Source organism: Ohtaekwangia sp., from assembly GCF_036786105.1.
GTDB lineage: Bacteria > Bacteroidota > Bacteroidia > Cytophagales > Cyclobacteriaceae > Ohtaekwangia.
The window spans coordinates 133,661-157,524 of sequence record NZ_DAIQRQ010000001.1; the positions used below are offsets into that span (position 1 = coordinate 133,661).

General features: G+C 42.5%; 16 protein-coding genes and 3 tRNA genes. 10 read left to right on the top strand and 9 right to left on the bottom strand.

The features are described from left to right. Positions 1-109: 109 nt before the first annotated feature. From V7Q33_RS00615 to V7Q33_RS00630, 4 genes are read right to left on the bottom strand one after another with little or no spacing between them, the layout of a single operon-like run. Positions 110-2,128, bottom strand: coding sequence for an OmpA family protein (locus tag V7Q33_RS00615; protein WP_333818587.1), 2,019 nt, complete (start codon positions 2,126-2,128; stop codon positions 110-112). A gap of 41 nt (positions 2,129-2,169) precedes the next feature. Then, positions 2,170-2,664 carry a hypothetical protein gene (locus V7Q33_RS00620; RefSeq protein WP_331978916.1) on the bottom strand — a complete coding sequence of 165 codons (495 nt, stop codon included), beginning with the start codon at positions 2,662-2,664 and terminating at the stop codon, positions 2,170-2,172. A gap of 38 nt (positions 2,665-2,702) precedes the next feature. Further along, complete coding sequence (locus tag V7Q33_RS00625) at positions 2,703-3,485, bottom strand: (Fe-S)-binding protein (protein WP_331978917.1); 783 nt, start codon at positions 3,483-3,485, stop codon at positions 2,703-2,705. Positions 3,486-3,518: 33 nt separating this feature from the next. Then, on the bottom strand, positions 3,519-4,826 hold the full coding sequence (locus V7Q33_RS00630) for a (Fe-S)-binding protein (protein ID WP_333818588.1): 1,308 nt from the start codon (positions 4,824-4,826) through the stop codon (positions 3,519-3,521). A gap of 116 nt (positions 4,827-4,942) precedes the next feature. Between V7Q33_RS00630 and V7Q33_RS00635 the strand changes: the two genes are divergently transcribed. After that, positions 4,943-5,015, top strand: a tRNA-Phe gene (locus V7Q33_RS00635). Between the two features lie 167 nt (positions 5,016-5,182). Here the strand turns inward: V7Q33_RS00635 and V7Q33_RS00640 are convergent. Beyond that, positions 5,183-5,953: an acyl-CoA desaturase gene (locus V7Q33_RS00640; RefSeq protein WP_331978921.1), complete on the bottom strand. Its 771-nt coding sequence runs from the start codon at positions 5,951-5,953 to the stop codon at positions 5,183-5,185. Between the two features lie 105 nt (positions 5,954-6,058). Continuing rightward, positions 6,059-6,673: a sigma-70 family RNA polymerase sigma factor gene (locus V7Q33_RS00645; RefSeq protein ID WP_331978923.1), complete on the bottom strand. Its 615-nt coding sequence runs from the start codon at positions 6,671-6,673 to the stop codon at positions 6,059-6,061. Between the two features lie 193 nt (positions 6,674-6,866). On the opposite strand from V7Q33_RS00645, the gene V7Q33_RS00650 reads away from it, so the two are divergent. From V7Q33_RS00650 to V7Q33_RS00665, 4 genes are all read left to right on the top strand, one after another. Continuing rightward, positions 6,867-7,802 (top strand): acyl-CoA desaturase, encoded by a 936-nt coding sequence (locus V7Q33_RS00650; RefSeq protein WP_331978925.1) that lies wholly within the window; start codon positions 6,867-6,869, stop codon positions 7,800-7,802. Between the two features lie 77 nt (positions 7,803-7,879). Next, positions 7,880-7,952: transfer RNA gene (locus tag V7Q33_RS00655), tRNA-Gly, on the top strand. 81 nt (positions 7,953-8,033) lie between these two features. Then, positions 8,034-8,119 (top strand) — tRNA-Leu (locus V7Q33_RS00660). Positions 8,120-8,948: 829 nt separating this feature from the next. Beyond that, on the top strand, positions 8,949-11,432 hold the full coding sequence (locus V7Q33_RS00665) for a PKD domain-containing protein (protein ID WP_333818589.1): 2,484 nt from the start codon (positions 8,949-8,951) through the stop codon (positions 11,430-11,432). 54 nt (positions 11,433-11,486) lie between these two features. Here V7Q33_RS00665 and V7Q33_RS00670 read toward each other — a convergent pair whose 3' ends face one another. Both V7Q33_RS00670 and V7Q33_RS00675 read right to left on the bottom strand, forming a co-directional pair. Beyond that, positions 11,487-12,764 (bottom strand): flavin monoamine oxidase family protein, encoded by a 1,278-nt coding sequence (locus V7Q33_RS00670; RefSeq protein ID WP_331978929.1) that lies wholly within the window; start codon positions 12,762-12,764, stop codon positions 11,487-11,489. A 57-nt stretch (positions 12,765-12,821) separates the two neighbouring features. Beyond that, entirely contained in the window at positions 12,822-14,222 is a 1,401-nt protein-coding gene (locus V7Q33_RS00675) for a hypothetical protein (protein ID WP_331978930.1), read from the bottom strand. 136 nt (positions 14,223-14,358) lie between these two features. Between V7Q33_RS00675 and rbfA the strand changes: the two genes are divergently transcribed. From rbfA to V7Q33_RS00690, 3 genes are all read left to right on the top strand, one after another. Then, on the top strand, positions 14,359-14,724 hold the full coding sequence (gene rbfA / locus V7Q33_RS00680; RefSeq protein WP_333818590.1) for a 30S ribosome-binding factor RbfA: 366 nt from the start codon (positions 14,359-14,361) through the stop codon (positions 14,722-14,724). 30 nt (positions 14,725-14,754) lie between these two features. Next, entirely contained in the window at positions 14,755-15,981 is a 1,227-nt protein-coding gene (locus V7Q33_RS00685; RefSeq protein ID WP_333818591.1) for an ABC transporter permease, read from the top strand. Positions 15,982-16,147: 166 nt separating this feature from the next. Continuing rightward, positions 16,148-19,093 (top strand): DEAD/DEAH box helicase, encoded by a 2,946-nt coding sequence (locus V7Q33_RS00690; RefSeq protein WP_331978936.1) that lies wholly within the window; start codon positions 16,148-16,150, stop codon positions 19,091-19,093. A 9-nt stretch (positions 19,094-19,102) separates the two neighbouring features. Here the strand turns inward: V7Q33_RS00690 and V7Q33_RS00695 are convergent, their stop codons facing one another. Next, complete coding sequence (locus V7Q33_RS00695; protein ID WP_333818592.1) at positions 19,103-19,636, bottom strand: RNA methyltransferase; 534 nt, start codon at positions 19,634-19,636, stop codon at positions 19,103-19,105. Positions 19,637-19,729: 93 nt separating this feature from the next. Here V7Q33_RS00695 and V7Q33_RS00700 point away from each other — a divergent pair, with 93 nt between their 5' ends. Beyond that, positions 19,730-21,136: a GAF domain-containing protein gene (locus tag V7Q33_RS00700; RefSeq protein ID WP_331978940.1), complete on the top strand. Its 1,407-nt coding sequence runs from the start codon at positions 19,730-19,732 to the stop codon at positions 21,134-21,136. 60 nt (positions 21,137-21,196) lie between these two features. After that, on the top strand, positions 21,197-23,803 hold the full coding sequence (gene mutS, locus V7Q33_RS00705) for a DNA mismatch repair protein MutS (protein ID WP_333818593.1): 2,607 nt from the start codon (positions 21,197-21,199) through the stop codon (positions 23,801-23,803). Positions 23,804-23,864: the final 61 nt, after the last annotated feature.

The window sequence follows — 23,864 nt, forward strand, 5'->3', positions numbered from 1 at the left end:
TCGATACATTTAGGTCCTTTAATACCTTTAATAAAAGAATGAAAATAAAACAGGATGCCGTACGGCACCCTGTTGAGTTTTTTTATAGAAAATGCTACCGAGAAGATTATTAATTGTCTTTAAAATACTTGTCCTCTTCATCCTGTTCCTCGTCTTCAATCGGTTTGGCAATGGCATTTACAGCCAGGATTTTAAATTCTGTTCTACGGTTTCGCTGGCGACCTACCGGGTTATCGGTTCCATCCGGATTTGTATTTCGTGCAATAGGTTTTGATTCACCGTAACCTTTAGCAACAATACGATCGGGAGCAATACCATGCTGCACAATGTAATTCACGGCAGACTCGGCACGTCTTTGTGAAAGCCTTAAGTTATAATCCTCTGTGTCGATACTGTCAGTGTGAGATCCCAATTCAATTTTAATTTCCGGATTATCGATAAGCAACTGCACGAGCTTATCCAGTTCTTTTGCCGCATCTGGACGAATATCGCTCTTGTTAAAATTATAGTAGATGTTATCAAGAATAAAGACTTTGTTTATCTCGATCTTGTCCAGCACCAGAACGGTATCCACTGTAATTGTTGTGATCAAGTCCTTTAATGTAGTTGGGTCTACTCCCTTACCACGCATTGTGTAGGTTTGGCGTTTTACCAGGTAGCCATCACTTTCTCCTACCAGGTTGTAGTCTTCATTTTCATACACACGGAAAAGAAATTTTCCATCGTTGCCCGTGGTATAGTCCTGCATCACATCACCCTTGGCATCCAGGAGACTAACTTTTGTGTTAGGAAGAATCTGGCGATTCTGATTTTTGTCTTCCGTGTAGGTAATACCCTGGAGGTAGTAATTGACAACTTTCAGGTTCGGGTCTTCATTTACAAATGTATAAATGTCATCATCCCCTTTACCTCCATCACGGTTAGAAGCAAAGAATCCACGGTCTGGTTTAAAAAGAAAAATTCCAAAGTCATCGCCAACGGAATTCATCGGCTGACCAAGATTTTCGATGACAGTTTTTCCGTTAGCACGTTTCACCACAAACAAGTCAAGACCTCCGTAACCCGGATGGCCATCAGATGCGAAATATAGCTTTGCATCTTCCGCAACATACGGGAACAACTCATCGCCAGGTGTGTTAATCTCGGGGCCAAGATTTCTCACACGCGTAAACCGACCGCGCGAATCCATTTGTGCCGAGTATAAATCAGTGCCGCCATAGCCTCCTTTTCTGTTAGAGGCAAAATATAACGTTCTGCCATCGGGGCTAAAAGCAGGAGTAGAATCCCAACTGAAATTCTTGGCGTCAGCATCACTTTCATTTTTGAATTGTGTATTGATGTTGACCGGAACAGGTTCCGTCCATACATTATTTCTGTAGCGCGAAATATAGAGGTCTACATCTGCGCCTCCACCTTTCTTCTTTTCAGAATTGCCTTTGGCAAACACCATCGTTTTGCCGTCAGGAGTAAACGTAACGCAGCCTTCATTACGAACCTCGTCATTTATACCCGAAGGCAATTTTGCCACCGTATTGATATCAACATTGGCACCTTTGGTAGTTACCTTATATAAATCAGTAAAAGGCTTGCCTTCTGCTTCGTAAATCTTACCATCTCCACGCGAAGAAGTAAAATATAATTCACTGTTCAGATATACTGGTGAGTATTCACTGGCGCCTGTATTGATCGTCTCCAGGTTCTTAACCTTGTAGTAACTTTGCGTCTCGTTTAGCTTGGCCAGATAAGCAAGACCATTCATTTCAATCCTGGCACGGTCTTTCAATGGGATGTTTTCAGTAGACGAAGCAAGTGCTTCATATTGTTTTTTCGCCTCTTCGTATTTGGCATTCGCCTTTAAAGACTGGGCATAAAAAAATTGGATAGAATCTTTATCGATGCCTTTTCCTCCGGCTTTAGCATAAAACGGCTCGGCCTCTTTCAGCCTGTTGGACAAACGATACGATTCAGCAATAAAAAAATTGGCTTTCGGGTTGTTGCCCATTTTTTTATAGAGTGCAATGGCATTTTGATACTTGCCCACAGCGAAGGCCTTTCTGGCTTTCTTCTCCGTACTACAGGCACTTACCAGGAGAAGAAGCGTGATGAGCGAAAAATATACTGACTTCATACCGCTTTTATAATTATGCTAAAGCTACAAATTATCTGGCTTTAACCAGCTAAAGTTTCCTGGGGAAGATAGCGTTTTAACCAGGTGGAACCTGCAGGCACAAGCCAGTTTTTTGCCAACGCCGATTTTGTGTCTACCAGATTATTAAAGGTTGGCGTAAGATGGTTCCAGCTTCTTTCGCTATACTTCTCCTTCAACTCTGTGGTGGCAAGAAGTACAATTTCGTTAGCCATGAGAAAGGCAACTTTGGTGCGATTGAAAAAGTCTGCGTTAATCGTCGAGCCGAGCTCTTTCATAATACGAACCGAGCTATCGATCGAGCAACCGCTTGCCTGATCGTTGGCAGCAAGAATAACAAATTGATCATAACGGATATCGAAAGATGCTTCCATTGGTTGGCCGTGAACTTGCCAGTTGTCTGTAAACGACTGAAGCATCTGCGAAATTGTTTGAATATCTGCAGGCGTGAATTTTTTATCAGACTGGTAAATCCAGATTCTCGATTGAGCCGGAAGTGAGTTGAACGGTATATACATGCGCTTTGATCTTTACACGCTCACTCGCGGAGCGTTATTTATTTTAAACCGCTGGCCTCTGCTATAAGTTCTGCCAGATCCTTCACTTTCACATCACTTTCGCGCTCTTTGTTTTTAACGCCATCGCTCATCATGGTCATGCAAAACGGACAAGCTACAGCAATGGTGGAGGCACCGGTTGCAAGCGCTTCTTCAGTGCGTTCTACATTTATATCCTTGTTGCCTTTTTCAGGTTCTTTAAACATTTGTGCACCACCAGCACCACAGCACAGGCCGGTACTTCGGCATCGCTTCATTTCAACCAAATCGGCATCGAGTGCTTCCAGTACAGAGCGGGGCGCTTCATAGATAGCGTTCGCCCTGCCAAGATAACACGAATCATGATAGGTTATCTTTTTCCCTTTAAAAGCTCCGCCTTCTACTTTTATTTTCCCTTCATTGATTAACCCCTGCAAAAATGTAGAGTGGTGAATAACTTCATAGTTACCACCCAGATCAGGATACTCATTCTTTATGGTGTTGAAACAGTGAGGACAAGCCGTTACAATCTTTTTGATACCATAGCCATTCAGTACCTGAATGTTACTCATGGCCTGCATCTGAAACAGAAATTCGTTTCCAGCTCTGCGGGCCGGATCTCCCGTGCAGGTTTCTTCCGTGCCTAGCACTGCGAACTTTATATCGAGTGCATTTAAAATTTTTACAAATGCTTTTGTTACGCGTTTATATCGGTCATCAAACGATCCGGCACAGCCTACCCAAAAAAGTATTTCCGGAGTTTCACCTTTGGCGGCCATGTCGGCCATGGTATGTACAGTCATGCTTGTATTAATCGTTACTGAATATCGTTGATTTTATTTTTCCTCCTGTGCCCAATTGAATCGATCGCTTGGAGAGAATTTCCAGGGAGCAAAATTCGTCTCTATATTTTGAAAAACAGAGTTCCAGGATGCTGGCGAGCCGGATTCTTCCATCGCTACATAGCGTCTTAGCTCTAAAATGATTTCAAGCGGATTAATCATTACAGGGCATGCTTCAACACAGGCGTTACAACTTGTGCAGGCATTGATCTCTTCCTTGGTGATGTAATCGCCCAAAAGGAATTTTCCATCCTCTAACCCAGGGCCACCCTTTTCAAGACTCTTGCCTACATCTTCCATGCGATCACGTGTGTCCATCATTATCTTGCGTGGAGAAAGTTTTTTACCTGTAAGATTTGCAGGACACTCGGAAGTACATCTGCCGCATTCTGTGCAAGAGTAGGCTGCTAGCAGATTGTTCCAAGCCAGATCATTAACATCTTTTGCTCCAAATCGGCCTGGCTCTGCAGGAGGAGCAGCGTTGGCTTCTGCCATACCCAGCATCATTTTAACTTCATTCGTCACTACAGGCATATTTTTCATGTGGCCCTTAGCCTCGACGTTGGCAAAGTATGTATTGGGAAACGCCAGAAAAATATGAAGGTGCTTGGAGTACGTAACGTATACGGCAAAACCTAAAATGCCGAGAATGTGAAACCACCAGGCGAATCGCTCAATGAAAACAAGCATTGTTTCTGGTTTATGTTGGAATAGCGGTACCAGGAAGGAACTGAAAAATAATTTTCCGGTATTAACATAATGCTCGTTGGTTTGCTGAAGAACCTGGTCGGTTGCGTTCATGGTAAGAATAGCCAGCATGAGAATGATCTCCGTGCAAAGAATGATGTTGGCATCCAGGCGTGGCCAACCAGCAAGCTCAGATGCCCAGAATCGCTTTAGCTTTAATATGTTTCTGCGGATAAGGAAAAATACACAGGCCAACAGAACACCGACCGCCAGAAACTCAAAGAAGTTCATCAGGAAAGTATAGAAACCGCCCAGGAAGGGAGCAAAAATGCGGTGTGTCCCTGCCAGGCCATCAATTATAAATTCGAGGACTTCCAGGTTGATGATAATAAACCCAACATAAATTAAGAGGTGGAGGAATGCCGGAACAGGTCGCTTGAACATTTTCTTTTGGCCGAATGCCACAAGAATCATATTCCGCAGGCGCTGGTCAGGATTATTTTTAATCTCCTTGTCTTTGCCCAGATTTATATTGGCACGTATCCGACTGGCGCGTTTCCAGATAAACCAGCCAGCGCCTCCCAAGGTGAGTATAAAAACGATCTGTTGAATCATACGCGATAATAACCTTATTCCATTAATTCCAATAAATTCGATTAGGGTTTTGCACCGAATATAAATTTACATACTTTTGTGCCCCTGTCGAACAAAGCTGGCAGGCAAAATTTCCCGGTGATGTAGCTCAGTTGGTAGAGCAAAGGACTGAAAATCCTTGTGTCGGGGGTTCGATTCCCTCCATCACCACACTTTATAGTTTAGAGAGCTCTTCTCTTAGTCTCTTTCTCTTTACTTCAACTAAATTTCTTTCTGACCAGATCCACTAGGCAAACCACTGCTAAGTTATTTTTTTAGAAAACAAAAAGCCTCCTGATTCAAGACCAGGAGGCTTTTTATATTTTTAACCAATTTGTTTAAGCCGCCTTCTGAACGTTTTCGATAGTGACTTCCTTTCGCTTTGCCAGCTGAATAATGTTCAGCTTATCCAACACCTTAATAACGAGGTAGGTGGGGTCTATTTCATGCCAGCGAATTCCTCCAAAGTTTGCACGATTTCCATTTTTGTGGTGATTGTTATGATAGCTTTCGCCCATCATTAAAAAGTCTACTGGTAAGAAATTCATGGAAGTATCGCCTACTTCAAAGTTCCTGTAACCATACTTATGCGCAAACCAGTTAATAATGGCACCATGAATAGGACTCATTAAAAAGTGAATTGGCAACAACAACCATAACCACCACGTTGTCGCAAACTGAATGTACATGAACGTATAAACCGCAGCCCAGAAAATTCTTGAAGGCCATGAGCGTGCAAACTTGTCAAATGCTTCCCACTGAGGTACTCCTTCTGTGAAACGCTTATCGACCACTATTTGGCGATTCGAAATCTGCGAGTAGATGGTTTTGGTTTTCCACATCATGTTCCAGATTGTTTCATCATACTTCGGAGAATGTGGATCATTCTCAGTATCGGCAAAAGCATGGTGCATGCGGTGCATTACACCATAACCATAAGGACTCAGATAGTTAGAACCCTGGAATATCCAGGTGAGCACAAAAAATATTTTTTCTGTCGTTTTGTTCATCGTAAATGCTTTATGCGAAGCATAACGATGCAGAAAAAAAGTCTGGAAAAAGAGGGAGAGGTACCAGTGTGCGATAAAAAATGCAAAAATGACAATCATGTGTGCAATTGGTTGTAGGTAAATAAATTTTTAACGCTCGCTATTGCGAGCCTGATATGTAAGACTGATGAATTGAAATTCTGTGACAGAAGATTTGAAAAAAGATCAGAATTTTTTGCTTATAGCCGCTGCAATGTCTTTTTTGAGCTCCTGGATCAATTCTGTAGCATTTCCGAAATGACAGGCGTTGCGAAAACTTTCCAATAATTTTGAGGTATCGGGCAAATCTATTTTAGAAGTTTCCTCGCTTAATTTCTTTTTTGCTCTGCAGAAAAGTTGTCGACAATGGTCTTTTTTCTTGTCGAACGTATGTTGAAGGTCTTCGTAGTCAAAGTCAAATACTTCTTTGAGGAGATATACCGCACGTTCAAGTGGTTCAAGTTTGGCATGCAACACTTTAATGGCAGCGTCCATGTCAAGATGAGCAAGATTTGTTTCCTTGAAATGTTTGATCATTTCAGAAACGTTATCCATATACTCCTCTTTTTTCTTGCGCAGAGAATTTAAGTGCGTAAGACAATTATTGGTAACGGCGCGAACCAGGTAGGCCTTTGTATTGTCGATCGGTTTTTGATCAATGCTTAGCCACTTTACAAAAGTTTCCTGCACAATGTCCTCAGCATCCTCTTTACACCTCACCAGATTATAGGCGATAGTATGAAGAAGCGGTTGATAAAGCGCTATGGTCTGTGCCTGATTCATTCCCTTATAAATGGGCATGCAAGATAACAACCAAAATCGGGCCGTCATATTCATCTCGTCGGAAAGAATACAAACAAATAACTACCATACAGTTGTTTGCGAATCAAGAATTTATTACACGTTTAAAATCCTTTTTCAATTATCGGTTAACTTTGTTTCCGATTTGGATGCGGTTGAAATTTATTTCCTGAATCTTTAGTTATAAAGACCAATGACGAATACAACATTAACACCTGAGGTGCGCAGAAAACCGATCCTTGTACAGGAGCTTGCTTTTCTTGCCGTGCACCTTGTTCCACTGGGAGCGATCTGGACAGGCGCAACATGGTTTGATTGGACGGTATGTGCTGTGCTTTATGTAACGCGTATGTTCTGGGTAACAGGAGGATATCACAGATACTTTGCACACAAATCGTATAAAACTTCACGCTGGTTTCAGTTTGTGATTGCCTTTATGGCACAAACATCAGCTCAAAAAGGAGCGCTCTGGTGGGCTGCGCATCACCGCCATCATCACCGCCACAGCGATACTCCGGCTGATCCTCATTCAATGAAAATCTACGGTTTCTGGTATTCACATATAGGATGGATTGTTGGTCCGGACTTTAAAGAAACGGATTATAAAACCATTGGCGATTATGCTAAATATCCAGAGCTAATGTGGCTGAATAAACATTACCTCGTGCCGCCTACTATTCTTGCTTTAGTTGTAATGGCGTTGGGTGGAATTGTGAACGGAGGAAGTATTCTGGCCATGTTTACCACTGCCGGATTTTCAACTTTATTTGTAGGATTCTTTTTAAGTACCGTAATCCTGTACCATGGCACATTCTCTATAAATTCAATCATGCACAAGTTTGGCACGCAGCGTTATGAGTCGAACGATGAATCACGCAACAGCATCTGGTTGGCATTGTTGACATTGGGAGAAGGTTGGCACAATAACCACCATTATTACGAAGTAGCTGCGCGCCAAGGCTTTTTCTGGTGGGAAATAGATATAACCTATTATGTGCTGCGTAGTTTTCAGGCTATAGGATTAATCTCAGATCTGAGGGAAGTACCTAAGCACATCAAGCACTCTAAGAATAAACAGCATGCTGCTGAACTTCGAAAAGAATTAGAGGAATTGAAAAAATCTGCTTGATTGTAACGAACCCATTTGGAAATTTGTGAATCAGCTTTAAATTTGCACTCCCTTTACGAAACAAAGGGCCCAAATAAGCGGGAGTAGCTCAGTTGGTAGAGCACGACCTTGCCAAGGTCGGGGTCGCGAGTTCGAGTCTCGTTTCCCGCTCGAACAAAACAAAGAAAGTGTGAGAACCCTCACACTTTTTTATTTAGCACCAAAGTCCGAGACAAAGGGTGCTGGAGTTCTGCCCGGATGGTGGAATTGGTAGACACGCAGGACTTAAAATCCTGTGGCTAGTAATAGTCGTGCGGGTTCAAGTCCCGCTCTGGGTACAAAGCCTGATGCTCTGCATCAGGCTTTTTTAATACACTATAGTATTTATTTTCAAAGAAGTATATATCCGGGCTATTATAGCTAATAGCATTTCGATTTTTGTTAGGCTATAATTAACTATACTACATTTTACAGCAGGAATCACACCTCAAACTATTGTATCCTTTTTCTTTTTATTTATTGAACTGCATTAGACCCAGTGCTGTCAAATAATCCAAATTGCCTGTACTGTTTTTAGATATATTGATTGATTTCGAAAAAAAACGCCTAAAAGATTGTTCCACAATTCTTTCCTCAACCTGGGTAAAATATAAGCGCTGGATTAATTTTTTAACAAGCCCTTGAAAAAATTATTAAAAAAAATTCTGAGTAACTGTTTACACAATAATAACACTTGATACAACTGTCATGTCTATTCGTCTGCTATATATAGCAACTTAACTTTTACTCTTCGAAAATATTCCACAAGCGCCCCTATAAAAATATAACTATAGTTTCTGTCTCTGACTTCATCGATAAAACAGCATTAAAATATTTAGTGTAGAGTATCCGTTGTAAAACCTGTTTTAATCTTTTTAAGAGCTCATAATTGATTTACCAAAGTATATCATGAAATGCAGTTGAGTGTGAATGTAAATACTCAAATTGCTTGATGCTCTACCCGTCTTTAGTTGAAGCCATAATCTCTGCAAAACTCTCTCGCATGTAAGTCCATAGGTATATGGGAAAAAATTAACTCTCTCCGCGAGAATATTTTTGCACTGTCATTTTTCATGGATGTCAGCAAGGTGCTGATCATAGTAAACTAAAAAAACCTGGGTGTAAATCATGAAGGTAAAAACGATTGTGAAAATTGTCTTAGTGGTGTTTGGTTGTTTGTATGTACAATTCTCATGGGCGCAAAGCTGTAACTGTAAGTATACAGTAGGCCTAAATGAAACAAATGTTGATGGAAAAGCTTTAGGTATTAAACCTGGTGATGTTGTTTGTATTCAAGCTGGTAACAGAAGTACTATACGGTTTGCTAATTTTCAGGGAACGGCAGCTCAGCCGATTATTATCAAAAATTGTGGAGGCCTGGTAAATGTAGCGAACTCTGATAAAGGTTACGCATTGTGGTTTTCCAACAGTCGTTATTTTAGAATTACAGGAACAGGTGATGCTGGTTATACTTATGGTATTCGTGCGAAGGCTGCCAAAAGCGGATCAAACTCTTTTGTAGTAACAGACCTTAGCTCTGATGTAGAAATCGATCACGTTGAAATTCCTGGTTCTGGTTTTGCCGGTATAATGGTGAAAACAGATCCCCGCTGCGATCTTACCGCTAACCGTGGGCACTTCACCATGTACAATGTATCTGTGCATGATAACTATGTACACGATGTGAGCGGTGAAGGTATGTATATAGGAAACTCTTTTTACAACGGCTGGACTGGAAACTCATCTTGCTCCGGTACAACATTATATCCACACGATATTATCGGATGTAAAGTATTCAATAATAAAATCAAGAACTCGGGAGCGGAAGCTATTCAGGTGGGTTGTGCAACCTCCGGCTGTGAGATATACGGAAACAATGTAGAGCTCTTCGGTCAGGATCCATTTGCAAATTATCAGAACAACGGCATACAAATTGGCTTGGGCACCGGGGGTCTTATGTATGACAACGTTATTAAGAATGGGCCTGGTAATGGTATTATAGTTCTAGGTAAAGGAGATAATAAGATCTATAATAACGTTGTGATTAATGCAGGTGCTAATGGTATATATTGTGACGATGCTACGACCAGTGGCACACTCGGCCCCGGCTTTACGTTCATCAACAATACGGTAATTAATCCTGGTGATAATGGTTTGAAGATTGCCGCAGAGCGAGTAAGCATGAACCACTTCATCAACAACATTATTGTCCACCCCGGATCAGGCAAGTATGTAAATAAGGTAACTCCAACTGTAAAGATGGAGGAGCTTAACAACTACTATGAAACTACTATCGCTAATGCAAAGTTTGCAAACGCAACTGCGTTCGACTATCATTTGCTGAGCACATCGCCTGCGCTTAATAAAGGAACCAGCGTTTCAACGTACGGAGTTACTAAAGACTACGATGGTAAAGCAAGACCTGCCGGTGGTGCATACGATATTGGAGCATTCGAATTTCAGGGTACCTCTACGAATGCAGTACCTACCGTAAATGCCGGTGCGGATAAAACGGTAACATTGCCTGCTACTTCGGTTTCACTTACCGGTACAGCTAGTGATTCCGATGGGAGTATAGCATCTTATAGCTGGACAAAAGTAAGCGGACCAACGGCAACGCTTGGCAGCATAACAACTGCAACATTGAATGTTACGGCATTGCTTCAGGGAACTTATACGTTTCGTCTCACAGTGAAAGATAACGCTGGTGCTTCTGCATACGATGATGTAGTGGTTACAGTAAATACAACAGCTTCAAAGCCTCCAGCTACTACATCAACTGTTATATACCGCGTTAATACCGGCGGTTCGGCAATCAGTGCATCTCCTTTAGATTGGGTTTCGGATACACAGGCAGGTAAATCCAAATATCTCGATGCTGCGAGCGCGAACTATACATCGGGTGGCTCAAACTGGTCAGGAACAAACAGCACAGGTGCACCGAATAATCTTTTCGGACCCAATCGTTACTCACCAAACTATGGTGGAACGGCCATGCAGTGGAACTTCCCCGTGCAGAGTGGAACATACCAGGTAAATTTGTACTTCGCTGAATCTCCCTACGCTGGTGGTGTGAAACAAGCTGGTGCCCGTGTATTCCATGTAAACGCAGAAAATAACCGAATGCTCAGCAACCTGGATATATATGCTGCTGCCGGTATGAATGCTTTAAAAAAGACGTTTCAGGTTTCTGTTACCGATGGTACACTTGATCTGGACTTTGTTCGCTCGGTAGGCAATCCGCAGGTGAATGGTATTGAAATTATATCACTTACTGCACAGACCACAGCCAGAGAGGGAGCCGATGAGACAATAACAGCACAAAGCGAGTTTACAACGGATACAACGGCAACTGCGTCAATAGACGAAAATGCGATCCATGTTAGCCCGAATCCATTTACAGACAAACTGAATCTTAATCTGGATGCAACCAGCCACAATGTATCAGTGGTTCTTCAAGACATGAGTGGCTATAACGTACTGGAAGAGATGCAACAGAATGTATCTTTTGTAACCCTGGATTTCTCCATGAGAAGAATACCGGCAGGAGTTTATATCATTACTGTAAATGCAGATGGTAAAATATCCAAGCAACGATTAATCAAAAAGTAAGTTCTTGTTTCTTCCTAACCTTACCTGGAGCCACCCCTGCAAGGGTGGCTTTTTTTATGAAGCAAGAATTTTTTTTATCGACTCCTGGCCACTTGCTAAGGCGGCTTCTACCGTGCCCATAGCCGGCCCGTTGTAAAGGGCCTCTCCGGCAAAGTAGAGTGTGTTATTAACAGGTATTGAAAGAATTTCCAGTGCGGCCTGGGTATCGACCGTTTTATAGGCGTATGCTCCTTGCGAAAAGGGATCGGCTATCCAGTTTACAACCAGTATATTTTTGATTTGCTGTTCCAGCTCAGCCGGTGTACAGGCAAAGCAATATGCCAGTGACTGGATGGCTTCTTGTATTAATACACTGTCATCCAGCATGTGTTCTTTTACAGCAGGACCAGCGAGCCACCCGGTAAGCAACGGTTGAGGTGCTGGTTTTTGAGTCCACCAGGTAGGAATAGCCGCATCGGAGAAAAGAAAATGCAATTCCGGCATGGCGCGAAATGCGGGCTTTTGATGAGTTTCCCAAAATGCCTCCTGAAATTCGACCAGAAACTTTATTACACCGCCGGTCTCAATCTTATGGAGTGCCGCTAAATGTTCGCTCGGTTGTGGATTGAAATTCACTGCACCCGATCGGAGTACAGCAACGGGAATAGTGATGAGTAATTTTTCGGAAGTATAGCGTTCTCCCGAATGTGTTGTTACCTCAACAAGACCGGTCTTCCAGGTTATATCTTTTACAACGCTGTTAAAATGAAACGTGACGCCTTGTGCTTTGCAGCGATCCACCAGATAGTTAATCATCTGTGAATATCCGCCCTTAGGACGATGGCCGGTCATACTATCTTCGCTTGTCCATTCTTCACGTAAGGCAAAAGCGCTGGCTTTATTTGCATCGGCAGCATCGTAACCTTGCACAAAACGAATCACACTGTCACGCAAGAAATCGTATTGTGAGGAAGCGAAGTGTTGTTGCAGAAAAGCACTGATGCTCATATCATGATCGAGTTCCTTCAATGCTTCTATAAATTCATCCCAACCTTCTTCAAAGAATTCTCCGTGCTGAAGCTTTCCATTCGTAACATTCCATGTGGCACCATGGCCTTCGTAATATTCAATGCGAGCTTCTTCAAGTAGTCCCTTTGTAAGCGGAAGATCGCCATGTATAAATTCAGCACCGGCTTCTACCGGAAATGAAAAGCCAGCTTCATGCAGTGTATGAATGCGACCACCCGCACGGTTGCGCGCTTCTAATATAGTTACAGATTTACCGGCACCACTTGCATAGTGGCCTGCAGAAAGACCTGCCGCGCCAGCCCCCAGAATAAGTATATCCGTCATAAATGTCAACGCCTATAAAATCAGACCAGATAATGATTATATCATGTGACAAAAGTATTAATTAACCTGCTTTTTAAGTTCGTACATATTTTCTCCTGCAGGTGTGTACTGATTTTTTAATGCCGGCAGGCGATCGAAGATATGCGGCATGAGATTGGAAGGATCGATGATAACATCGGGCTTGTCGTTCTGGAAGGAATGATATACCTGCACTACATTTTCGTAATAATAAGGTTGTTCGATTATTTCGCGCGATAACCGCCAGTTCATAAAACCAGATCCCAGCGAGTTATTCTTGTATACATTGAACTCATCTCCCAACATCAATACTTTTTTATTGCTCACGTTGCTCCACGCGTGGTCCTTCACAAACAACGTAGAGTATTGAACGGCCGGAATGTGATTGTAACGCGACAGGTAACTAATCGACACTATGCCGATGAGTAATATCCAAATGCTTATCTCCGCAAATTTTCTTCTACGAATTAGCAAAAGGAAGTGAGCGATATAAAAGCTCAGCGCGGGAAATAATGTAATAAAACTTTGGGGACGAAGATCTTTTGAATATAGTATCTGAAGAAAAGAAAAGATCATCCAGAAGAACATGGTTTGCACTAACTGCGATTGATACTTGGTAAAGCGGGCATCGCGATTCAACATAACCAGAGAAACAACCAGAAAGAGCAAAGGCAGTGCGCCGAGTATCCAAAGACTTTTTGTGCTTATGTAACGATCAGCTGCAAAACCAAGATTGGGCAGGTAGTGAAATTCCCACAACGCCGGCAGACCGTTCTTCAGGTAATAAATGCTCATCAGCATCAGGTGGGGTAACAAAAATCCGAAGATCAACAGCAAATACCCGCGTACGGAGCTCCTGGTAAAGATCATCAGGATAACCAGCGAGGCGATGAGATAAACAGAATATGAAAAGCTGAACAACGAGGCTACACCAATGTAAACGCCCAATATCAATGGATCGCCCTGTTCGCGGAATTCGATCTGTCGGAATAAATTGTTGAGCGCCAGCAAGAGAACCCCCGATCCCAGCAGTTCAGCGGTTAAAGAAAATGTATCGAACGAGAAAAAGAAAAGTAGTCCGAAAATGACCGATGGTATAAAGGTGCTCTCGGCAAACGCCTTTTTGTTAATGAAAATAATGCCCAGGTACGTGGCCTGCGAGAAAATGATGAAGAAAGCCAATATGTGGCGACCCAGAAGCGATCGGCCGAAGATCCACTCAAAGAAACCATCAAACCAACCCGCCAACGGCGCAGTAGAATCTATAATGTCGATGTATAGCGAGTTTCCTTCATGAACTTTTTCTCCTATCAAAATGCTTTTTAATTCAGGGTAGGTCATGGCAGGCGCATCCAGGAAGAGAGGAAGGCTGATTGCAATCATGATGACCAACAACCCGAGTAACCGGTACGGATCATTTATTCGAAAGTATCGGAGCAATGTCTGATGGGTTTAAAATAGTTCGAAAAATAGAGGAGTGGTTTTAAAGATTGAAATGATTCGCATGTTTTTTCATCTTTGTCGTGGAATTACAGGGAAGTAAAAACTATTCCCGCATCCAGATAATCCCCATATTATGAGTTCAACAAGACAATTAAAATATTCCAAACTTATCCAGAAAGAGCTAAGCGATATCTTTCAACGCGATAAGAAGGGCATTCTGGACAATGCTTTTATCACCATTGCAGATGTTAAAGTAAGCCCGGATTTGAGTGTTGCCAAAATATACATCAGCATGATGCTGGCCAAAGACAAGCAGAAGACGCTTGAAAAGATTAATGTACATAAAAAAGAGATCAGACGCGCATTGGGAGAGAAGATTGGAAAACAGGTACGCATCATTCCTGAACTTATTTTCTATATTGATGAAGTGGAGGAAAATGCACAGCGTATGGATGAGCTTATCCGCAACCTGAACATTCCGCCAACCAACAAAGACTAGTAGCATCGGCACGGTTAAAATTTTGTTTGATTGAATCTTCCCTTCTTCATCGCCAGACGTTATCTGCTTTCCAAACGGAAGAAGAACTTCATTAACATTATATCAATTCTCTCCATTATTAGTGTGGCATTCAGTACGGCTGCACTGATCATTGTGCTTTCGGTATTTAATGGCCTGGAAGATTTGCTGCGATCGCTCAACGATTCGTTTGATCCGGAAATTAAAATAGAGGCTGCCACAGGGAAGTCATTTCAGACTTCTGATAAACTAGTGAAAAAAGTCAAAGCCGTGAAAGGCGTTAAGCTTGTGACGGAGGTGATAGAAGACTATGCCTATGTTCACTACCGCGATGCCAACCAGATTGTAACACTAAAAGGCGTAAGCGATAATTTTATTGAGCAGAATCGCATTCCGCAGGAGAATATCACACAGGGCAAGTTGCAATTGAAAAAAGGAAAGATAAACTACGCGCTGGTTGGTCAAGGCATCAGCAATACTCTGACACTGGCAGTTGACGATCCGATGTTTGCCATGCAGATATACTATATCCGTGATGTAAAAGGAGGCACCACCGATCCATCCAAAATGTATTCGCGAATGAACATTGTTCCGGGAGGTGTATTCTCAATCATTCAATACATTGATGAGAATTATGTGCTGGTGCCACTCGATTTTGCCCGAGAGCTTTTCAATTATGGTAACAAGAGAACATCGTTCGAAATAAAAATAGCAGATCATTTTTCCATCAATGAGGTTAAAGAAGAACTTAGAAAAGTACTGGGAGATAAATTTAATGTTTTGAACCAGGAAGAACAGCACAAAGACCTTTACCGTTTGTTGAAAATAGAGAAGCTTTTTACGTTTTTATCGCTTACACTTTTACTGGCCATTGGGTCGATCAATATATTTTTCAGTCTAATGATGCTGGCGATAGACAAAAAGAAAGATATATCTATTCTTGCCTCGATGGGTGCAGATCAAAAACTGATTCGGAATATCTTTCTGGCAGAAGGTGCACTGATAGCTTTTATCGGTACGTTGATTGGCCTCGCTATTGGCGGAATTTTTTGCTGGATACAGCTCAATTTCGGTATCATTTCCATGGGCATGGAAAGTGCCATTATGCAAGGCTACCCGATTAAAGTATCGTGGGTTGATTTTGCAGCAACTCTTGGCGTGGTAACGGTTATCACTTTTCTTATTTCGTCACGCCCGGCCGTGCAGGCAGCACGCTTCGTTTCGCCTGAACAACTCTGATTCTACCAAGTTTTTGCCAGCCTATTTCTTCGCTGAAATATTTTATTGTTTTAACACTGGTCCATTATGTAAGATTTATGTACCTTATTTCAAGGAAATGCGTCTTTTCTTATAAGGTTTATGCGTAATATTCGGATTCCTTTTTCATCAAAAAACCGTTTTTTGCATGAAAGTATCGTCTTCACAGCCATTTCAAATCATCTATTCGTTGTACCAGCACGAATACCTGGGCTTTATTTTCGAGTCCTATATTGTTCATCTCGATGATAAAGGGAAGCTCACGTACCAGCATCAAAATATATCGACTAAAAATGCACGTGAATTTTCGAAAGGATTGGACGATCGTGATTTCGAATTAATCGAGCTGATGGACTCCATGCAGCAGGAGATGATCGTAAAAAAGTTCTCGGCCAAATTTATGAAGCCCGAAGAGTTTTTCAGTAAAATATACGACAAGACAAAAGGCAACGAACTCGTACAGGACCAGATTGAAGATTACCTCGAAAAAAGAAGGGCCAAAATACTCGAGAAGATGAAAGGTAAACAGCTCTTCGAGATGGGTAATGATGGTGAACCTACCTGGAAGAAAATTGAAGTACTGGAAAAACGCTCTACCATCCAGTTTCACTTCATGCGCACAAACGATCAAACCAATTATTTTCCTACTGTATATTATCAGGGAAAGAAACTCGATCTGCCCAATCCATCGGCTTATCTCATTTGCAAGAATCCTGCATGGATGGTGTTAAATGGCAATCTCTACGGATTTGAGAAGTACGTAGATGGGAAAAAGCTGATTCCTTTCTTTTCGAAAAAATTTGTAGTAATACCCAAGAACGTAGAAGAAACTTATTACAATCGCTTTGTAGCGCCGCTTATTGCTTCGTTTGATGATGTGGAGGCTAACGGCTTTGAGATCAACAAAACGGTATACGATCCGCACCCGGTACTTACACTTTCGGAGCTTCACACAGCACAAGCCTCAGCAGCACCCTCACTGTTTGATGCAGGTGCTCCACCGGAAGATACAAGTGATGAAGCGGGTAAAATCGTATTTGATCTTTCTTTCAAATACGGCAAGCATCGCTTTCGTGGCGACAACATCGGGCCAGTGAGTGTAACAATGGAAAAGCAGGGTAACGATGGCTATATATTTCACCGCGTAACACGACTTACCGATATAGAGCGCAATTTCCTTCATACCCTGCAAAAGCTTGGCTTGCCAATGAAAGGCTTTCGTGTGGCGATACCAAAGTCGGAAGCATTTTCATGGCTCAACGAAAATCGTGTTAATCTGCTCAATCTCGGCTTTGAAGTAAGTCAGCCGGAAAGTCGTGATAAAAAGTACTTCGTTGGAAAAGCTGTTATTGAAGTTGAGGTAAAAGAAAACATAGACTGGTTTGATATCCATGCAAAGATTCGCTTTGGTGAGTTTGAAATTCCATTCAAGGAATTGCGCAGGTTAATCATGCGCAGAAAGGTGGAGTTTAAACTTCCAAACGGAGAGATTGCGATTATACCGGAGGCATGGCTCACCAAATATGCTGATCTCTTCTCGCTGAGTGAGACCGATGCCGATAATGAAAAGCCGGTATTGCGTAAACATCACCTGAATCTTGTAAAAGAACTGGAGGAAGGAAATTTAGCAAAGGTCCATTTAAGTGAAAAGCTTCGTTCGTTAAACTCATTCAGTGGTATAAAAGATTATCCGCTGCCAGTAGGATTTAAAGGCGAACTTCGTCCTTACCAGAAAGCTGGCTTTAACTGGCTTCGCTTTTTGCAAGAGTATAAATTAGGCGGATGCCTTGCCGATGACATGGGTCTTGGAAAAACAGTGCAGACGCTCACCATGCTATTGGCAGAAAAGGAAGCCGGTTCCGGCACTTCCTTACTCGTTATGCCTACATCACTCATTTACAATTGGGAGATGGAAGCCAGTAAATTTACTCCTGATCTGCGGATACTGAATTATACCGGCACACTTCGCAATAAAGACATCAGCCGCTTCGAAAAGTATGATCTTATTCTTACTTCCTACGGTATAACCCGGTTGGATATAGAGCTATTACAACAGTTCTATTTCAACTATATTATATTGGATGAATCGCAGGTGATCAAGAATCCGACTTCCAATATTTCGAAGGCGGTACGCGAATTGAAATCCCGACACAAGCTGGTGCTAACGGGTACACCGATTGAAAATACAACGCTTGATCTCTGGTCGCAGATGTCATTCATAAATCCGGGTATACTGGGCCCACAAACCTATTTCAGAAACGAGTATCAAAACCCGATTGAGAAGAAGAATGATGAGTCGCGTTCGCGCAAGCTGCATGCCGTAATTAAACCGTTTATTTTGCGCAGACACAAATCGCAGGTAGCAACCGAGCTTCCGGAGAAAGTAGAGAATATACAATACTCTACCATGACACCGGAACAGGAGAAACGCTACGAAGAAGTAAAGTCAGTATATCGGGAAAAGATCTTTAACCTGATTGAAACAGAAGGGTTAGGCAATAGCCGTTTCATGATATTGGAAGGCCTTACCAAACTTCGCCAGTTAGCCAACCACCCAAAAATGATTGAACAAGGTTATCAGGGCAATTCGGGCAAGCATGAAGATATAACCCATATGCTGGAGAACGCGATGGCAGAAGGCCATAAGGTGCTAGTGTTTAGTCAGTTTGTAAAACACCTTGAGCTGGTGCGTCAATATCTCAAAGCGAACAAGATTGACTTTGCATACCTCGATGGCTCGAGCACCGATCGCAAGGAACAGGTAGATCGATTCAATAAAGATCAAAACCTGAAGGTATTTCTAATTTCTATAAAAGCCGGTGGCTTGGGTCTTAACCTTACGGAAGCCGACTATGTATTTATACTCGACCCATGGTGGAATCCGGCTGTAGAAGCACAGGCCGTAGACCGTGCGCACCGCATCGGACAAAAGAAAAAAGTCTTTACCTATAAATTCATTACGCGCAATACGGTGGAGGAGAAGATTCTCATGCTGCAACAGCGCAAACTGAAACTTACTACCGAGCTGATTACCACGGAAGAAAGCTTTATGAAACAGCTTTCGAAGGACGATATCATGCAGATGCTGGCGTAACCGCTGTGTTTATTTCAGAATAACTTTTCTGAAAATTTCCCAGGTAACAATACCCAGGCAAACTGAAACGTTGAGCGAATGTTTGGTTCCGATCTGCGGAATTTCAATCGCTATATCTCCGTGTTCGATTACTTCATCGCTTACGCCATTAACTTCGTTACCAAAAACCAGGCAGTATTTTTCATTGGCCGCCGGTATAAAACTTTGGAGCGCTATACTTTCTGTTGTCTGCTCAATGATTATGATTTTATATCCATCGGCCTTCAGTTGCTTTACAGCATCAGCAGCTTCTGAAATATAGTGCCACTCTACCGATTCGGTGGCACCCAGTGCCGTTTTCTGAATCTCGCGGTGAGGTGGTGTGCCGGTAATGCCCGTCAGGTAAATCTTTTCTATGCGAAACGCATCGGCTGTGCGAAAAGCCGAGCCAACGTTGTGAAGACTTCGGATGTTATCCAGCACAATGCAAACGGAAAGCTTATCTGCGTCTTTGAACTCATCTACCGAGATTCTTCCGAGCTCGTCTAGTTTTAACTTCTTCATGGAAATATACTTTCATCTATAGGTGGTAAAAATACGTGTGTATTTTCTCAAATAATAGTATATTCGGCACAGGTTGTGTAAACCGCTGTGACTATGTATAACTTTTGGAAGAAGATATCCTACCTCGGCATTGCTCAAGATCAGGACTTTCGATTGGAACGAAGAATAATTCTCTCTAACCGGTTCGCGCTGCTAATAGTTTTTGTTACCTTAATTTTCCTGGTGGCATTTCTCTTTCGCCCCAACGCTTCTATTATACCCCTGATCGGTATGCTGCTGGTAGCAGGAAGCATCTGGTTTTTTAACTCTTTGGAATTAACAGGGCTGTCGCGATTTATAACGTGTCTTATACCCGGAGTTGGTCTTTTCATCCTTAACATTTCACAAAAATTTGGTGATCCATCCGCAATAGATATACTGCACTATGCTACTCCGCGTATGATCATTGTAGGATCGGCCGCATTGCCCTTTGCTATGTTCACGGCTGCGGAGAAGCGCCTAATGATTGGTGCTGTTTCTGTTATCATTCTCTTGGGATTTGGGTACAACATTATTCACGAAGTATTAGGGGTTGATGTAGAATCACTCAAAATCAACAATAAGTATTATGGTATTATAACCGAAGATGTAGCGGTGCTCACCATTATTATACTTGCTGCCTGTGGTTTTCTTTTTAGCATGGGCGATCAATACGATCGTAAGGCAAAGCGATTGCTTGATGAAGCACTTCAGCAAACCGAAAGTTTAAGGAAAAATGAAGAGAGCCTGCGGAAAACACTGAGCGAGCTGGAAGATGCCAGGAAAAAAGATGACGCCAGAAGCTGGGTGGCCAAAGGCGTTGCAGAGTTGAGCACAGTTCTTCAAGCCGCCGATAACGATGTAAATATATATGAAACCTGGCTTTCAGCAGTTATAAAATATCTCAAAGTAAATCAGGGCGGACTTTTCTTGGTGGAAGAACGTGATAACAAAACAGCGTTACAGTTAGTGGCCAGTTATGCTTTTGAGCGAAAAAAGTTTCTGCAAAAAACCATTATTCCTGGCGAAGGACTTGTAGGGCAGGCCTATATTGAAAAGCACGCTATTTATCTGAAGAGAGTTCCCAAAGATTATATTCAGATAACGTCAGGGTTAGGCGATGCGCCACCGCATGTACTGCTGGTGCTTCCGATAAAAACAACGCAGTCCATAGAAGCCGTTTTAGAAATAGCTTCTTTCCACGAACTGGAAGACCATCACCGTGAGTTGCTGGAGAAGCTGGGTGAGACACTAGCATCCTTCATTTCCAATCATAAAATAAATCAGCGCACTAAAAAGTTGTTGCAGCAGGCGCAGACCATGTCAGAAGAATTGCGCTCTAACGAAGAAGAAATGCGCCAGAATCTGGAAGAGCTCACCGCCACGCAAGAGGCATTGGCCCGAAAAGAAAGAGAATACCAGCAGCGCATTGCTGATCTGGAAGAGGCATTAACGATATCTCGCACAGAAGCTGTTGCATAAGCTTAAAAAAATCAGTTGATGGTCGGTCGTGGATAGTCCACTTTTTTATCTTTGCCGATCATGGCTGAAGCAAAAACCTCAACAGAAACTCCGTTACAGAAGCAATACAATGCTATTAAAGCGAAGTACCCCGGTGCTCTTTTACTTTTTCGCGTAGGCGACTTTTACGAGACCTTTGGCCAGGATGCTATTGCTGCAAGCAAAGTGCTTGAAATTGTGCTCACCAAGCGTGGTAATGGTTCAGCTTCTGAAACAGCACTGGCAGGTTTTCCGCACCACTCTCTGGATACATATTTACCAAGACTTGTTCGTGCAGGGCATCGCGTGGCTATCTGCGATCAGTTGGAAGATCCTCGTTTTGTAAAAGGAATTGTAAAACGTGGAGTAACGGAATTGGTAACGCCCGGTCTGTCATTCAACGACAATGTGCTGGAGCGAAAACAGAATAACTTTCTTGCCTCTGTATTCTCCGGAAAAGATGCTACGGGTGTTTCATTCCTAGATGTATCTACAGGCGAGTTTTATGTAGCACAAGGTAACGAAACCTATATACTTAAACTGATTCAGGGCTTTGCTCCTTCTGAAATCATCTTCAGTAAACAATCGCGACAAAAGTTTGAATCGCTCTTCCGTGAAGAGTATAGTATATATGCCCTGGATGAATGGGTATATGGATATGATTATGCTTACGAAAAACTGACTAGTCAATTTAAAACTGCTTCGTTGAAAGGTTTTGGTGTGGAGGATTACAGTGAAGCCATCATTGCGGCCGGGGCTGTTATTCACTACCTGGAAGAAACTGAGCACAAAGACACTTCGCATATAACTTCCATTTCGCGTATTGATGAAGATCGTTATGTGTGGCTGGATAAATTTACCATTCGCAATCTTGAGATCATCCATACACAGCATGAAGGTGGTGTTCCGTTGATACAAATCCTTGATCAGACACTTACCCCCATGGGTTCGCGTCAGCTGCGCAAATGGATGATTCTTCCTCTAAAAGAAAAAGTTGCTATAGATGAACGTCTTTCCATTGTAGAAACTTTCTTCGGGGATGTTGCGCTGACGGAAAAGATCGCGGACCCGCTTAAACAAATTTCAGACCTTGAGCGACTGATCTCGAAGGTAGCGGTGAACCGTATCAACCCGCGCGAAATGGTTCAGCTGAAAAAATCACTCAAGTGCATCGAGCCCATCAAACAATTATTGAGCGCGCATTCAGCCTCAAGTTTGCTAAAGATGGGCGAGCAACTTCATCTATGCGATACGCTGGTTGACAAGATTGAGCGTGAGTTGCGTGAAGATGTATCAATTGTTAGCAACCAGGGAGGTCTTATTAAAGAAGGTATAGATACCGAGCTGGATGAACTTCAAAAGATTGCCTTTTCTGGTAAAGACTATCTGCTGCAAATTCAGAAACGCGAAGTAGAGCGAACCGGTATAAATTCACTCAAGATATCGTTCAACAAAGTATTTGGTTACTACCTTGAAGTGAGTAATGCCAACAAAGACAAAGTTCCGGCCGATTGGATTCGCAAGCAAACGCTGGTAAATGCCGAGCGCTATATCACGGAAGAACTAAAGGTATATGAAGAGAAAATTCTTCATGCAGAAGAGAAACTGACAGCAATCGAGCAACGCATTTACAATGCCCTTATTCTGGAGGCCGCTAAATTTATACCACATATACAGCAGAATGCGCGTGTATTGGCACAGCTAGATTGCCTGTTGTCGTTTTCGGTTGTGGCACATGCCAATAAATATACCCGGCCGGTAATAAATGAGTCGTTGATTATCGATATAAAATCAGGGCGACACCCGGTTATTGAAAAGCAATTGCCCGCAGGCGAAAGCTATGTGCCGAATGATGTATACCTTGATAGTGAGAAGCAGCAGGTAATGATTATTACCGGTCCGAATATGGCGGGTAAATCTGCCTTGCTAAGACAAACGGCACTGATTGTATTGCTTGCACAAATGGGAAGTTTTGTTCCAGCAGAATCGGCCTCCATTGGTTTGGTAGATAAAGTATTCACCCGTGTAGGTGCATCAGACAACCTCTCAAAAGGTGAATCGACTTTTATGGTGGAGATGACGGAGACCGCGAGCATTCTGAATAACCTCAGTAACCGCAGCCTCATTCTGATGGATGAAATAGGAAGAGGAACCAGTACGTACGATGGCGTTTCCATTGCCTGGGCTATTGTTGAATATCTGCACAATCATAAAGACTTTAAACCCAAAACACTTTTTGCTACACACTACCATGAGTTAAATCAACTCGAAGAAGACCTCACGCGTGTGAAGAATTTCAATGTGTCGGTAAAAGAGGTTGGCGACAAGATCATTTTTATGCGCAAGCTAAAAGAAGGTGGTAGTGAGCACAGCTTTGGTATACATGTAGCACAGCTGGCGGGCATGCCCAATCGCGTAGTATTTCGTGCCAACGAAATTCTTCACTTCCTGGAGAAAGACAAGCATAAGAATGAACAGCGTCAAAAGATCAAGGAAGTTCCGAAGGCGACACCTCAGATGACTCTGTTCGAAACAGATCCTCGTTGGAAAGAGATAGAAGAGAAACTTACCAAAGTTGACATTAACACCATAAGTCCTGTTGAAGCTCTGTTGAAACTCAATGAACTTATCACTGCAATGAAAAAATAGTTGCTAAATGGCTGCGAGCTATCAGCTTCTGAATGAGCAAGTGTTTGCGTAATCAGCGAGC